14 protein-coding genes are annotated in these 13,608 nt (G+C 63.5%); 8 read left to right on the top strand and 6 right to left on the bottom strand.

Annotated elements, in window-relative coordinates:
* Nucleotides 1-2 precede the first annotated feature (2 nt).
* Nucleotides 3-425: an EVE domain-containing protein gene (locus B2V17_RS03490; RefSeq protein WP_292995224.1), complete on the bottom strand. Its 423-nt coding sequence runs from the start codon at nucleotides 423-425 to the stop codon at nucleotides 3-5.
* 63 nt (nucleotides 426-488) lie between these two features.
* Here B2V17_RS03490 and B2V17_RS03485 point away from each other — a divergent pair, with 63 nt between their 5' ends.
* From B2V17_RS03485 to B2V17_RS03450, 8 genes are all read left to right on the top strand, one after another.
* Nucleotides 489-1,427, top strand: coding sequence for an isopenicillin N synthase family dioxygenase (locus B2V17_RS03485; RefSeq protein WP_292995222.1), 939 nt, complete (start codon nucleotides 489-491; stop codon nucleotides 1,425-1,427).
* A gap of 87 nt (nucleotides 1,428-1,514) precedes the next feature.
* On the top strand, nucleotides 1,515-3,167 hold the full coding sequence (locus B2V17_RS03480) for a putative bifunctional diguanylate cyclase/phosphodiesterase (RefSeq protein WP_292995220.1): 1,653 nt from the start codon (nucleotides 1,515-1,517) through the stop codon (nucleotides 3,165-3,167).
* A gap of 45 nt (nucleotides 3,168-3,212) precedes the next feature.
* Nucleotides 3,213-4,028 carry a diaminopimelate epimerase gene (gene dapF, locus B2V17_RS03475; protein WP_292995218.1) on the top strand — a complete coding sequence of 272 codons (816 nt, stop codon included), beginning with the start codon at nucleotides 3,213-3,215 and terminating at the stop codon, nucleotides 4,026-4,028.
* Nucleotides 4,028-5,197, top strand: coding sequence for a MiaB/RimO family radical SAM methylthiotransferase (locus B2V17_RS03470; RefSeq protein ID WP_292995216.1), 1,170 nt, complete (start codon nucleotides 4,028-4,030; stop codon nucleotides 5,195-5,197). The genes dapF and B2V17_RS03470 overlap by 1 nt, the downstream gene beginning before the upstream one ends.
* Nucleotides 5,194-6,117 (top strand): signal recognition particle-docking protein FtsY, encoded by a 924-nt coding sequence (gene ftsY / locus B2V17_RS03465; protein WP_292995214.1) that lies wholly within the window; start codon nucleotides 5,194-5,196, stop codon nucleotides 6,115-6,117. Before B2V17_RS03470 ends, ftsY begins: the two co-directional genes overlap by 4 nt.
* A complete protein-coding gene (locus B2V17_RS03460) occupies nucleotides 6,114-6,779 on the top strand; it encodes an inner membrane-spanning protein YciB (RefSeq protein WP_292995213.1) in 666 nt (221 codons plus the stop codon). The genes ftsY and B2V17_RS03460 overlap by 4 nt, the downstream gene beginning before the upstream one ends.
* Nucleotides 6,780-6,899: 120 nt before the next feature.
* Nucleotides 6,900-7,487, top strand: coding sequence for a urate hydroxylase PuuD (locus tag B2V17_RS03455; RefSeq protein ID WP_292995212.1), 588 nt, complete (start codon nucleotides 6,900-6,902; stop codon nucleotides 7,485-7,487).
* Between the two features lie 83 nt (nucleotides 7,488-7,570).
* Nucleotides 7,571-8,716, top strand: a complete 1,146-nt coding sequence (locus B2V17_RS03450) for a pyridoxal phosphate-dependent aminotransferase (RefSeq protein WP_292995210.1) — start codon at nucleotides 7,571-7,573, stop codon at nucleotides 8,714-8,716.
* Here B2V17_RS03450 and B2V17_RS03445 read toward each other — a convergent pair.
* From B2V17_RS03445 to B2V17_RS03425, 5 genes are all read right to left on the bottom strand, one after another.
* Entirely contained in the window at nucleotides 8,713-10,584 is a 1,872-nt protein-coding gene (locus B2V17_RS03445) for a potassium transporter Kup (protein WP_292995287.1), read from the bottom strand. The genes B2V17_RS03450 and B2V17_RS03445 overlap by 4 nt on opposite strands.
* 171 nt (nucleotides 10,585-10,755) lie before the next feature.
* On the bottom strand, nucleotides 10,756-11,406 hold the full coding sequence (locus B2V17_RS03440) for a tetratricopeptide repeat protein (RefSeq protein ID WP_292995208.1): 651 nt from the start codon (nucleotides 11,404-11,406) through the stop codon (nucleotides 10,756-10,758).
* Entirely contained in the window at nucleotides 11,403-11,816 is a 414-nt protein-coding gene (locus tag B2V17_RS03435) for a cytochrome c-type biogenesis protein (RefSeq protein ID WP_292995206.1), read from the bottom strand. The genes B2V17_RS03440 and B2V17_RS03435 overlap by 4 nt, the downstream gene beginning before the upstream one ends.
* Complete coding sequence (locus tag B2V17_RS03430; protein WP_292995205.1) at nucleotides 11,813-12,367, bottom strand: redoxin family protein; 555 nt, start codon at nucleotides 12,365-12,367, stop codon at nucleotides 11,813-11,815. The genes B2V17_RS03435 and B2V17_RS03430 overlap by 4 nt, the downstream gene beginning before the upstream one ends.
* Nucleotides 12,364-13,608: heme lyase CcmF/NrfE family subunit (locus tag B2V17_RS03425; RefSeq protein WP_292995204.1), on the bottom strand; the 1,245-nt coding region annotated here is incomplete at its 5' end. The genes B2V17_RS03425 and B2V17_RS03430, both read right to left, overlap by 4 nt.

Here is a 13,608-nt window from a genome sequence, read left to right as displayed (position 1 = left end):
CTTCATCCACGCTCTGCCAGCTTGAGGATGTGCTTCCACTCCTCCGGCTTCACCGTGCTCACCGAAAGCCGGAACTTGGTCAGCAGGTCCATGTCCGCCAAAGCCGGATCGGCCCTGATTTCTTTCAGCGTCACCGGGCGTTTGAGCTTGCGCACCGGCTTCAGCTTGACCGAGGTCCAGCGGCCGGTCTCATCGGTCGGATCCTGGAACCCTTCGACGGTCACCTCGGCGATGCCGACGATCTCCAGGCCGATGTTGGAGTGATAGAAGAACACCAGGTCGCCCTTCCGCATCGCCCGCAGATGCAACCGCGCGGTGTAGTTGCGAACCCCGTCCCAGGTCCCCTCGCCTTCGGCCACCAGATCGTCCCAGCTGTACACGTCGGGTTCGGACTTCATCAGCCAATAGGATTTGATTTTGGTCATGCCAGAACTCGTCAAAGGGGCTATGGCCCGCCCATTGCATCAGAATTTCGAAAGCGTCCACCTATGTCCCTTACTGCCATCCCCGTCCTTTCGCTGAACCTGCCCAAGGCGGAGTTCGCGCAAGCCATTGGAGAGAGTTTCCGCACCTTCGGTTTCGCGATGGTCAAGGATTTCGAAATCGACCGCGGCCTGATCGACCAGGCCTGGAAGCTGTCCGAAGAATTCTTCGCCCTGCCTGAGGATGAGAAGCGCAGCTATCACGACCCGGTGATCGCCGGCGCGCGCGGCTATACTCCGTTCGGGGTGGAAATCGCCAAGGACGCCAGGCACCACGACCTCAAGGAGTTCTGGCACGTCGGACGCGACCTGCCCGATGGCAGCCCATTGGCCGATGCCTCGATGCCGCCCAACGTCTGGCCAGCGCGGCCCGAAGGGTTTCAGGACGTCTTCACTGAACTTTACCGCCAGTTCGACGCGACCGGGGCAACGATCCTTTCGGCGATCGCGCTTTACCTGGGGCTCGACGAGCATTGGTTCGACAAGGGTATCGAAGACGGCAATTCGGTGATGCGCCTGCTGCATTACCCGCCGATCCCCAACCTTGAAGGCGAGGCGATCCGCGCCGGGGCGCACGGCGATATCAATCTGATCACCCTGCTGCTGGGCGCCGAGGAAGCCGGGCTGGAGCTGCTGTTCCAGGGCAAAGAATGGATGAACGCCTCGCCGCCGGAAGGCGCGATGGTGATCAATTGCGGCGATATGCTGGAGCGGTTGACCAACCACTTCCTGCCCTCGACCATCCACCGCGTGCGCAATCCCAACCCGGAACGGGCGAAGTTCAGCCGCTATTCGATGCCGTTCTTCCTGCACCTGCGCAGCGACTTTCCGATCAAGACCCTGCCGCAGTGCATCACCCCGGACAATCCGGATCGCTACCCCGATCCAATCACAGCAGACCAGTTCCTGCAGCAACGCCTGCGCGAGATAGGTCTAAAGAAATAGCCTTTCCAACCGGTTGTTACGTTCTTAACTCAAATTTCAATCCCTTCGGGCAGGCTCGCTGCTCGATGTCTGAAGGGGTCGAAGAACATGCCGCGCAACCCGCTGGCTGATACAGAGAGACTGCACGACAACAATTCGCCCCTTGCCCGTACCGGCAAGGACGTCGTCGCGCTGGGCATCGCTATCGCCGCGATCATCATGTTTGTCGGCACTGGTGGGACGGTTCTTCCCGCAATTGCGCGCTCGTTTAGCGGAACCGGACTCGGTCCGGACAAGCTCCTGGTCAATGCCCTCCTTCTCAACATCGCGCTCGTGATCTTTGGCTGGCGCCGATACCGCGAATTGACCGGCGAAGTTGCAGAACGTCGCCGCGCCGAGGCACAGGCCCGGGTACTGGCCGAAACCGACGCGCTGACCGGCTGCCTCAACCGGCGCGCAATTGGTCCGGCCGCTGAGCAGTTGTTTGGCGAAGCCGAAAAGCGGGGCGATGCCGTGGCGGTGATCATGCTCGATCTCGACAAGTTCAAGCAGGTCAATGACGTCAACAGCCACGCCGCTGGCGACATTCTGCTGATCGAAGCGGCGCGGCGCTTGTTCGCGGTGCTGCCTGAAGGCGCCCTGCTTTCCCGGATCGGCGGAGACGAATTCGCCTGTGTGGTCAGTCATCCCGCCGGCCGGACCGACAAGATCGACAGCCTGAGCGAAGAACTGATTGCTGCCGTCGCACGCCCGGTTCCCTATGAAGGCTCTGAAATCGAAACGACGATCTCGGCCGGAATAGCTAGCCGCGAACCCGGCTCGGCAATCGATTCACAGGCGCTGCTGCACAGTGCCGATATCGCGATGTACCACGCCAAGAAGCGTGGCCGTAACCGGCATTGCTGGTTCGATCCGGCAATGGAGAGCGAGCTCAAGTTCCGCAGTGAACTCGAAGCGGGTCTGCGCCGCGGGATTGGTAAGGGTGAATTCGTGCCATTCTACCAAAAGCAGGTTGATCTTGAGACCGGTGAACTGGCCGGGTTTGAGATGCTGGCGCGTTGGAAATCCCCGGTTCTGGGCCAAGTCAGCCCGGAAATCTTCGTTCCCGTGGCCGAGGAGATCGGTCTGATCGCCCCGATCTCGGAGGAACTGATCGCCCGCGCACTGCGTGATGCCCGCAATTGGGATCCGCGCCTGACGCTGTCGGTCAACATCTCGCCGCTGCAATTGCGCGATCCGTGGTTCGCGCAAAAGCTGCTCAAGATGCTGGTCGAGGCCAATTTCCCGCCCAGCCGGCTTGAAATCGAAGTTACCGAAAGCTGCCTGCACGAAAACCTCGGAATGGTCCGTTCGATGATCACCAGCCTGCAAAATCAGGGTGTCCAGGTTAGTCTGGACGATTTCGGAACCGGCTATAGCTCGCTTGCCCAGCTGCGCAGCCTGCCATTCAACCGGATCAAGATCGATCGCAGTTTCGTGACGACAGTGAACGACAGTCCTGAAAGCGCAACAATCATCCAGTCGATTATCTCGCTGGGCGAAGGTCTCGGACTGCCGATCACCGCCGAGGGGATTGAGAGCCAGGAGGTGCTCGAAAAGATGCGCGGGCTCGGCAAGTTCAAGGGCCAGGGCTATCTCTACGGTTACCCTGAATCCGCCGAAGAAACCGAGGCCGAACTGGCGCAGCTGAATCTGCTGCTTGAGACCCCCGTCCCGCCTGAGACGGAAACCTCGATCGCGCCTGTCGCCCGCAGCGCCTGATCGCTACACTTTACGCCGCTGCGCCCAGCGCATAGAGCGCAGGCCATGCGGATTCCGTTCATCAAGATGCATGGCCTGGGCAACGATTTCGTCGTGCTCGATGGACGCGCCCATGCGCTGCCGCCGCTGACCAATGCGTTTGCGGCGGCGCTGGCGGACCGGCGTACCGGGATTGGCTGTGACCAGCTGGTTGTGCTGGAACCATCCGCTATCGCGGCATTGAAGGCGCGGTTCTTTAATCAGGACGGCGGCGAAGTTGAAAGCTGCGGCAATGCCTCGCGCGCGATCGGCCTGCTGCTGGGCACGCCAGCCAGGGTCGAGACGCTGGGCGGACTGATCGAGGTTGCACCCGGCGCCACCGGGATCACTGTCGACATGGGCGAGCCGCGTTTCGAATGGGGCCAGATCCCCCTCGCCTATGCAATGGATACCCATCACATGCCGCTAGCCTGGGAGACGCTGGAGAACCCGACAGCGGTCAATGTCGGCAATCCGCATGTTATTTTCTTCACGCCCGACTGCGACGCAATCGAACTTGACCGGCTTGGCCCGGAAATCGAGCACGATCCGCTGTTTCCGGCCCGGATCAACGTCAATGTCGCCACCGTGGTGACCCGCGAGCATCTGCGCCTGCGCGTATGGGAGCGCGGCGTGGGAGAGACCCGGGCCTGTGGAACCGGGGCCTGCGCCACCGCCATCGGCGCCATGCGGCGCGGCCTGGTCGATCGCAAGGTTACCGTGTCATTGCCCGGCGGCGATCTGATGATCGAATGGACCGACACGGGCCGGATCCTGATGACCGGCCCCGCAACCGAGAGCTTTCGCGGCGATTTCGATCCGGTCTATTTCGGAGCGGCCTGATGGGCGCCGAAGTGATTTCGCTCGGCTGCCGGCTCAACATGTCGGAAAGCGAGGAACTGCGCGGCCTGCTCGCGCAGGAAAGCGATCTGGTCGTGATCAACTCCTGCGCGGTTACCGCCGAAGCCGTGCGGCAGACCCGCCAGGCGATCCGCCGCGCCCGCCGCGATCGGCCCGATGCGCGCCTGCTGGTCACCGGCTGCGCCGCCGAGGTCGAGCGCGCAGCCTTGTCGGCCATGCCCGAGGTTGACGGCTTGATCGCCAACGTGGCCAAGCTTGACCCGCGGGCGTGGAATGTCGCTCCGGCCCGGGCCGAAGTCCGTACCCACACCCGCGCCTTCATCGCGGTCCAGAATGGCTGCGATCATGCCTGCACCTTTTGCGTGATCCCGCAGGGCCGCGGACCGAGCCGGTCATTGGGCGTGGCAGCAGTGCTGCGAGACGCTGAGCGGCATCTGGCGCTGGGCAGCCGCGAAGTGGTGCTGACCGGAGTTGACCTGACCAGTTGGGGTCAGGACCTTCCCGGCAAGCCCGCGCTCGGCGCGCTGGTATCGGCAATACTTGATGCGTTTCCGGAACTACGCCGCCTGCGGCTCTCGTCGGTGGATGGGGTTGAAATCGATGCGGACCTGTTCGAGCTGATCGCTGACGAGGCCCGGCTCATGCCGCACCTGCATCTTTCCCTGCAGCACGGGCATGACTTGATCCTCAAGCGGATGAAGCGCCGCCACAGCCGGGCCCAGGCGGTCGCACTGGTTGCTGCGCTGAAGGTGCGGCGACCCGAGCTTGCGCTGGGCGGCGATCTGATTGCCGGCTTCCCGACCGAGGACGAGGTGGCGCATCAGGCTAATCTTTCGCTGATTGCCGAGCTGGGCCTGGTTCACGGCCATGTCTTTCCCTATTCGCCCCGCCCCGCCACACCGGCCGCGCGGATGCCGCAGGTTCCCGTGCCGACCGTCAAGGCGCGCGCCGCTGAACTGCGCGCAGCCGTTGCCGCCGAGCGCGCGCGCTGGCTCGCTGCCCAGATCGGGGCACCGCTGGAAGTGCTTGCCGAACGCGACGGAACGGGCCATGCGCCGAACTTCGCCTGGGTGCTGTTGCCACCCGGAACCGAGGCAGGAATGATCGTAACCGTAACCCCCACCCATATCGCCGAAGGTCTGCTTGCATGAGCGGCGAAAGCTGGTCCGACCGCCTGTTCGGCGGGTTCCGCAAGACCTCCGAAAAGCTGACCGAAAACCTCGCCGGGATCGTTTCCAAGACCCGGCTGGACGAAGGCCAGCTCGACGAGCTTGAAGACGCCTTGATCCTCTCCGATCTCGGCCCGCGCGCCGCTGCACGGATCCGCACCAAACTGGCGGCCGAACGGTTCGACAAGGGCGCCGATGAGACCGCGATCAAGCAGGCCGTGGCCGACGAGATCGCAGCGATCCTGCGCCCGGTGGCCAAACCGATCGACATCGTCGCTTTCCCCCGCCCGCAGGTGATCCTTGTGATCGGGGTCAACGGATCGGGCAAGACCACCACCATCGCCAAGCTGGCGCACCTGTTCCAAGAACTGGACTATTCGGTGATGCTGGCGGCAGGCGATACCTTCCGCGCCGCCGCAATCGGGCAGCTGGCGGTCTGGGCCGAGCGGCTCGGGATCGAGATCATCAAGGGCCCCGAAGGCGGCGATCCCTCGGCCGTGGTGTTCGATGCAGTCAAGGCCGCGACCGACAAGGGGATCGACGCGCTGATCGTCGATACCGCAGGGCGCCTGCAGAACAAGCGCGAGCTGATGGACGAACTGGCAAAGATCCGCCGCGTGCTAGGCCGCCTCAATCCCGAGGCGCCGCACGATGTGGTGCTGGTGCTCGACGCCACCAACGGCCAGAATGCGCTGCAACAGATCGAGGTATTCAAGGAAGTGGCCAACGTGACCGGACTGATCATGACCAAGCTGGACGGCACCGCACGCGGCGGCGTGCTGGTTGCCGCCGCCGAGCAATATGGCCTGCCGATCCACGCGATCGGGGTCGGCGAAAAGATCGATGACCTGCGCCCGTTCGACCCCGATCTGGTCGCGCGCGTGATTGCGGGGGTGGCATGAGCGACGTAGCCAACAAGAAGCCCAAGTCGGGCTGGCTCAACCTGCTGGTCGATTACGGACCGGTGCTGGTGTTCTTCCTGGTCTACCGTCAGTTCTCGCCGCCCAGCGGTGCGCACGATGCGGTGGCCGAAGTGCTGGCGGTGGTCAAAAGCACCGGAGCCTTCATGGTGGCCGCGGTCGTGGCGCTGATCGTTTCGCGCTGGAGGCTCGGGCACATCTCGCCTATGCTCAGCCTCTCGACTCTGCTGATCGTCGGGTTCGGCGGGCTGACGATCCTGCTGCGCGACCCGTTCTACATCCAGATCAAGCCGACGGCGATCTACCTGCTGTTCGCGGTGATCCTGCTGGTCGGGGTATGGCGCGGCAAGGCCTTGCTCAAGAATCTGCTGGAGGCTGCCTTCGAGGGGCTGGATGATCGCGGCTGGCTCAAGCTGTCGCGCAACTGGGGCCTGTTCTTCATCTTCCTGGCCGCGCTGAACGAGGTGCTGCGATACTTCTACAACGTCCGGAACGGCAATTTCGGAACCTGGATCTCGCTCAAGCTCTGGGTCTTCATGCCGCTGTCGTTCCTGTTCACCTTTGCCCAGTTGCCGATGCTGCTGCGCCATGGCCTGCTCCGCGAGGCGGAGGATGAGGTGATTGCCGATCCGCCGCATGAGTGAAAATGACTCGCAACAGGCGTGACAAGCGCGCCCAATCGCGCAATAGTGCCCCCGTGCGCCGCTGCTGCGGTGCCCGGGTCATAAAAACCAACCAAAACTGACAGGATGTAGGGGACAATCATGGCCAAGTTTTTCGGAAATCTGCACCTGGTGCTACTGACCGGCTTCGTGCTGGCGATCGCCGTGGCGTATCATTACATGGGCGCGTCCGAAGGGACGCTGCCGCTCAACGCCAATTCGGTGCTGCGCTGGCTGCACGTGTTCTTCGGCATCGTCTGGATCGGGCTGCTCTATTACCTCAACTTCGTCCAGGTGCCGACCATGCCGTCGATCCCGGCTGAACTGAAGGGCGGCGTCACCGGATACATTGCGCCCAAGGTGCTGTTCTTCTTCCGTTACGGCGCGCTGCTGACGGTGCTGACCGGTCTCGCGATCGCTTTCCTGTCGGGCTACGGCCACCGCGCGATGACCTTTGCCGGTGCCACCGCCAGCGAAAACCTGATCGGTCTGGGCATGTGGCTCGCGCTGATCATGGCCTTCAATGTGTGGTTCATCATCTGGCCGGCCCAAAAGAAGATCCTCGGCCTGGTCGAAGCCACCGCAGAAGCCAAAGCCGCTGCCGCGCCGCGTGCGCTCTATGCCAGCCGCACCAACACGCTGCTGTCGCTGCCGATGCTCTACTGCATGGTCAGCGCCAACCTCGGCTGATCTGTCTGACGTTCAATGTAAGGCGCGGTGCCCCCGGCGGGCGCCGCGCTTTTCTTTTGGGCCGGGCGTGGTAACCGCGTGGCATGACCGCGCAGATCGATCCCTTCCACGCCATTTCCATTTCCGCTTTGGCCCGTCAGCTTCACGAGCAGGGCCGCGACGTGATCCATATGGAGTTCGGCCAGCCCAGCACCGGCGCGCCATCCGCAGCCATTGCCGAAGCACACCGCGTGCTCGATGCCGATCCGATGGGCTATTGGGAAAGCCAGCCGCTCAAGGCCCGGATTTGCCGCCACTATGCCGAGAAATACGGCGTGGAGGTTGCCCCGGCCCAGATCATCCTGACCGCCGGGGCTTCCCCCGCGCTGGTGATGGCGCTGAGCATGAGCTTCGCTCCGGGTGACCGGGTTGCCATGGCCCGCCCCGGCTATGTCGCCTATCGCAACAACCTGAGGGCGCTGCACATGGTGCCGGTCGAGATCCAATGCGGCGAGGCAGAGCGCTATCAGCTCAGCGCCAAGGCTTTGGCGGCGCTCGATCCCGCACCCAAGGGCGTGATCCTGGCGAGCCCGGCCAATCCGACTGGCACGGTGATCCCACGGGAGGAACTGGCCGCCATCGCAGAGGTATGCCGGAATCGGGACATCACGATCATCTCCGACGAAATCTATCACGGTATCGCCTATGGCATCGACACCCCCTCGATCCTCGAGGTCGAGCCGCAGGCGCTGGTGGTGAACAGCTTCTCCAAGTATTTCTCGATGGCCGGCTGGCGCTTGGGCTGGCTGCTGGTGCCGAAAAGCGGGATCGACGCCGCCCGCGCCCGGATGGGCAACCTGTTCCTGACCCCGCCAAGCCTGGCCCAGCACGCCGGGCTGGTGGCGATGGACTGCACCGAAGAGCTTGAAGCCAATGTCGCGACCTACGCGCGCAACCGGCAATTGTTGCTCGATGCCCTGCCCGATCTGGGCCTCGCCCGCATCGCCCCGCCCGACGGGGCGTTCTATGTCTATGCCGATGTTTCGGATTACACCGATGACAGCATGGAATTCTGCAAGCAGCTGCTCGAAGCGACCGGTGTTGCGACGGCACCGGGAATCGATTTCGACCCGGTGCACGGCAACCGCTTCGTCCGCTTCAGCTTCGCGGTCTCAACCCCGCTGGTCGAAGAGGCGATCCGGCGGATGAAGCCCTGGTTTGCCGAACGCAACCGCGGGCAGCGAAGCTAGATCTCTACCTGGCTGCCCAGTTCGACCACGCGGTTGCTGGGCAGGCGGAAAAAGGTCATCGCGCTGGCCGCATTGCGCAGCATCCAGGCGAACAGCTTTTCCCGCCAGATCGCCATCCCCGGCTTGCTCGACGCAATCAGGGTCTGGCGCGAGAGGAAGAAGCTGGTCTTCATCATCTCGAACGGCTCGCCGCACATGTTGACCGCTTTGAGCGCGGTCGGCACGTCGGTTTCCTCAAGGAAGCCGTAGTTGAGCTTGACCCTGTAGAAGCCAGCTCCAAGATCCTGGCAACTGCTGCGCTTTTCTTCGGGCACAAACGGCACATCCTGAATCGCCACGGTCAGCACGATCACGCGTTCATGCAGCACCTTGTTGTGCTTGATGTTGTGCAGCAACGCCGAAGGCACGCCGTTGGCCGTGCTGGCCATGAAGATAGCGGTGCCGGCCACCCGCTGGGCGCTGGAATGGGCGCTCTTGGCGAAGATCTCCATCGGAATTGTGCCCTCGGTCATCGAAGCGCGCATCAGTGCCCGCCCGCGCGACCAGGTGGTCAAAAGCGTAAAGATGAACAGGCCGATCACCAGCGGCACCCAGCCGCCTTGCGGAACCTTAAGCAGGTTCGCGCCAAGATAGGCCATGTCGACGATGATGAAGACGGCCACCAGCGGCGCGGCCTTCCACACCGGCCAGCGCCACAGCGTGATCAGCACTGCCGCCAGAAGGATCGTGTCGATGAACATCGCCCCGGTCACCGCGATACCATAGGCCGCAGCGAGGTTGCTGGAGGACCGGAAGAAAAGGACCAGGATGATCACCATGATCATCAGCCCCCAGTTGAGCGTCGGGATATAGATCTGCCCGGCCGCCGAAGCGCTGGTGTGCTTGATCTGCATGCGCGGCAGGAAGCCGAGCTGGATTGCCTGCTGGGTCAGGCTGAAGGCGCCCGAGATCACGGCCTGGCTGGCGATGATCGTGGCAGCAAGGGCAAGGAAGATCACTGGAATGCGAACCATGTCCGGGATCATCAGGAAGAACGGGTCCTTGATCAGCAGCGCGGCCTGATCCGGGGTGGTCGACAGCACCATTGCGCCCTGGCCCATGTAATTGAGCATCAGTGACGGAAGGACAAAGGTCATCCAGCTCACCCCGATCGGCTTGCGCCCGAAATGGCCCATGTCAGCATAGAGCGCCTCGGCCCCGGTTACGGCCAGCACGACGCTGCCCATCGCGACAAAGGCCCGGAAGCCGTCGGTCATGAAGAACTTGATCGCATTGAGCGGGTTGAGCGTTTCCAGGATGATCCCGGGCATTGCCGTCAGGTGCATCAGGCCCATCCCTGCCAGGGTCAGGAAATAGAGCAGCATGATCGGCCCGAACAGCTTGCCGACTTTCTCGGTCCCGCGTGCCTGGATCGCAAACAGCGCGAACAGAATCGCCACTGCCAGCGGCACGATCCAGTCCTTGAAGCCAGGATGGACGTATTGCAGGCCCTCGGTTGCCGAAAGAACCGACATCGCCGGGGTGATCATCGAATCGCCATAGAACAGCGCAGTGGCAAACACCCCGAGCAGGATGAACGGCCCGGTCCACTTGGCGTTTTCCGACTTGCGGTTGATCAGGGCCAGCAGCGCGAGACTACCGCCTTCGCCCTTATTGTCAGCCTTCATGATGGTCAGGACGTACTTGAACGTCACGACGATCATCATTGACCAGAACACCAGGCTGAGCACACCATAAATGTGCACCGGATCAACCTGGATTCCCGGCACGCCGTGGTGCGAGGCGAAAGTTTCGCGGAAGGCGTAGATCGGGCTGGTGCCGATATCGCCAAATACCACGCCGATCGCCCCGATGGCGAGGGCAATCATGCCGCCATGACTATGACCATGGCCTTCATAATGCTGGTGAACCTGCTCGGCCTCGGCCTCGCTGGCATTTGTTTCACCTTCTACTGGCTTGCTCATGCAACCCGCAACCCCCTTGAGTCGGCGCGAAATCAAGCGCCTAGCATTTGCCCTGATAGCGGTCCAGCAGAGCCGTCAGCGTTGTTCCGGCTGCGCTTGCGCAGCGATGAAGGCATCGAGCCGCTGCAGCCGCTCAGCCAGATCGGCGCGGTAGGGCGCATCGGCCGGGGTTCGTGCGAGCAGATCGGCCCACAGCGCCCGCCCCTCGGCCAGCTTGCCGCTGCCAGCCAGGGCCAGACCCATGAAGAACGGCGGCCCGGGGTGCTGCGGATCGGCCTGCGCGGCGCGGCGATAGGCATATAGCGCCGCCGGGGTCAGGCTGCCATCGGCATGGGCAACCAGGTTGTTCGCCAGCGAGAGCCAGGCGTTGGCGTTGCGGGGATCGCTTTCTACTGCGCCCAGCACCACCCCGGCGGCATCGCCATACTGCCCGTTGCGCGACAGCGCATCGGCGATCACCATCCATTGGTTAGGCTGGTTGGGCATAGCGGTTTCGCTGGCCAGAGCCTTGCGCGCTTCCACCAATGCCGCGCCGGACTTGTCAGCGCGCTGTTCCGGTTCCTTGGGCGAACCCGGCTGGCTTGGGTGTGCCTGATAGGAAAAGCCGGCCAGCCCCAGCAGCAGCGCCGCGGCGATCGGTTCCCAGCCCTTGCGCGGGGCCTTCAGTACGAACGCCAGCAAGAAGAAGGCCGCAAGGCCCAGCGCGATCACCCAGAGCCAGGTCATTGCCCTGCCCTCCGCTTGAACCGGCGCCGCGCGATCAGAAAAGCCAGCCCCAGCAAGGCAAACGGCGCGGCATAAAGCGGCCAGGTCCTGGTAGTGACTTGCGGGGCATAACTGACATAGTCGCCATAGCGCTCGACCAGCCAGGCGCGGATCGCCTCGGGCTGCTCGCCCGCCTTGATCCGCTCGCGGATCTGGTGACGCATGTCACCGGCAATCGGCGCATCGGAATCGGCGATCGACTGGCCCTGGCACTGCAGACAGCGGATCGTCTCCATCAGCGCCTTGGCTTCATGCTCCTGCGCCGGATTTTCAAGCTGGCGATAGGCATAGGGCGCCGGCGGCAGCGAACTGTCTGCCAGCACCGGCTGAGCCAGAATGAGCGCGAGAATGGCGAGGATCTGGCGCTTCATTGCCCGGCCTCCCGCATCTTCTCGAGGATCATGGGCACCTGTTCGGGCCGGATTTCACCGATGTGCTGATAGCGGATCACGCCCTTGCCATCGATCACGAAGCTTTCGGGTACGCCGGAGGAACCGATCGCGAACTGGATCGCGCTGAGGTTGTCGGCGCCGATCCGGCTGAACGGGTTACCGTTGCGGGCCAGAAAAGCCCCAAGGTCCGCCGGGCGGTCCTTGATCGCCACGCCGACCACTTCGACTCCCTTGCCGCGCAGTTCAGCCAGTTGCGGAGCTTCTACCGCGCAAGGTACGCACCAGCTGGCGAAAATATTGAGCAACCGCACCTTGCCGTCGACCATGTCGGCGCGGGTCAAACCCTGCTGGCCCGGCAAGGCTGCGGGCAGATTGAATTCTGGCAGCGGTTTACCGATCAGCGCCGAACGAACCTCCCGCTCGGCCGGGTTGCGCAGGTTGTATGCGACCAGCGCGATGAACAGGGCAAAGACCAGCGCCGGGAGCCACAGCAACCAGGGGGCGGTACGTTTGGGCGCGCCTTCGGTCATCGGCCCTGCCTCTTACGGCGATAGGCGATCTTGTCCTGCGCGATCAGGCGGCTCAGATCGCTGGCGACGCGGCCGAGCAACGCCAATGCCCCGCCCAGCGCGATCATCAGCCCGCCGATCCAGATTAGCGTGACAAACGGCTTCCACCACAGCCGCAGCTGCCAGCGCCCATCCTCGGCCTCATTGCCGAGCACGGCGTAGAGCTGGCCATTCCAGCGGGTAGAGAGCGCGGATTCGCTGGTTTCCTGGGCGGGTGACCAGAACGAACGCGCCTGTGGATGCAGTTCTACCGGCTTGCCGCCATCATAGCTGGCCTGCATCGTCGCCTCCAGCGCGGTCCAGTTCGGTCCCGCGACCGGGCTGACCTGGGCCAGAATCACTTGCCATGGGCCGACCGCGACCTTCTCGCCCTGCTTCACCGCGACCAGACGTTCTTCGGTGAAGGCAGCGTCCGAGGCCATGCCGAACAGTGCCACGGCCACGCCAAGGTGCGCGATCACCATGCCCCACAGCGGCAAGGTCACCCGCCGCAATTTGCGTCCGCGCAAGGGTAGCAGGCTGGCAGTGGCAAGTCCCAGCGCCAGCGCAATACCCAGCAGCGGCAGCGGGTTCAGCCCGGCGAGTGCCGCCAAAACCAGCGCGCCCAGGGTAACCAGTGCTGGAAGCACCAGCACCGGACGGATCCGCGTGAACCTGTCGCGCCGCCAGCGCAGCAGCGGGCCGACCGCCAGCACCACCAGCATCGGCAGCGCAAAAACCGCGGTCATCGGGTTGAAATACGGCGGGCCGACCGAAACTTTGGCCCCCATCGATTCCGCCAGCAGCGGATAGAGCGTGCCGACCAGCACGATCCCGAGGATCGCGCTGAGCATCACATTGTTCATCACCAGCGCGCCTTCGCGGCTGGTCACTTCGAATTGTTCGCCCTCGCTGATCGTAGAGGCGCGCAGCGCGAACATGTTGAGCGCGCCGCCGATGTAGATCGCCAGAAGCGCAAGGATGAACGCCCCCCGCTCCGGATCGACCGCAAAGGCATGAACGCTGGTAAGGATTCCCGACCGGACCAGGAAGGTTCCGACCATCGACATCGAGAAAGCCACCACACCGAGCATGATCGTCCAGGTCCGCAGCGCATTGCGCGAGGCAAGCACCGAGACGGAGTGGAGCAAGGCAGTCGCCGCCAGCCACGGCATCAGCGAGGCATTCTCGACCGGATCCCAGAACCACCAGCCGCCCCAGCC

Source organism: Novosphingobium sp. UBA6272, assembly GCF_002440635.1.
Lineage (GTDB): Bacteria > Pseudomonadota > Alphaproteobacteria > Sphingomonadales > Sphingomonadaceae > Novosphingobium.
This window is presented reverse-complemented; position numbering and strand designations above follow the sequence as displayed.

Coding starts and splice junctions, on each gene's coding strand:
- B2V17_RS03490 (WP_292995224.1), bottom strand. CDS start 425: ATGACCAAAATCAAATCCTATTGGCTGATGAAGTCCGAACCCGACGTG.
- B2V17_RS03485 (WP_292995222.1), top strand. CDS start 489: ATGTCCCTTACTGCCATCCCCGTCCTTTCGCTGAACCTGCCCAAGGCG.
- B2V17_RS03480 (WP_292995220.1), top strand. CDS start 1,515: ATGCCGCGCAACCCGCTGGCTGATACAGAGAGACTGCACGACAACAAT.
- dapF (WP_292995218.1), top strand. CDS start 3,213: ATGCGGATTCCGTTCATCAAGATGCATGGCCTGGGCAACGATTTCGTC.
- B2V17_RS03470 (WP_292995216.1), top strand. CDS start 4,028: ATGGGCGCCGAAGTGATTTCGCTCGGCTGCCGGCTCAACATGTCGGAA.
- ftsY (WP_292995214.1), top strand. CDS start 5,194: ATGAGCGGCGAAAGCTGGTCCGACCGCCTGTTCGGCGGGTTCCGCAAG.
- B2V17_RS03460 (WP_292995213.1), top strand. CDS start 6,114: ATGAGCGACGTAGCCAACAAGAAGCCCAAGTCGGGCTGGCTCAACCTG.
- B2V17_RS03455 (WP_292995212.1), top strand. CDS start 6,900: ATGGCCAAGTTTTTCGGAAATCTGCACCTGGTGCTACTGACCGGCTTC.
- B2V17_RS03450 (WP_292995210.1), top strand. CDS start 7,571: ATGACCGCGCAGATCGATCCCTTCCACGCCATTTCCATTTCCGCTTTG.
- B2V17_RS03445 (WP_292995287.1), bottom strand. CDS start 10,584: ATGATTGCCCTCGCCATCGGGGCGATCGGCGTGGTATTTGGCGATATC.
- B2V17_RS03440 (WP_292995208.1), bottom strand. CDS start 11,406: ATGACCTGGCTCTGGGTGATCGCGCTGGGCCTTGCGGCCTTCTTCTTG.
- B2V17_RS03435 (WP_292995206.1), bottom strand. CDS start 11,816: ATGAAGCGCCAGATCCTCGCCATTCTCGCGCTCATTCTGGCTCAGCCG.
- B2V17_RS03430 (WP_292995205.1), bottom strand. CDS start 12,367: ATGACCGAAGGCGCGCCCAAACGTACCGCCCCCTGGTTGCTGTGGCTC.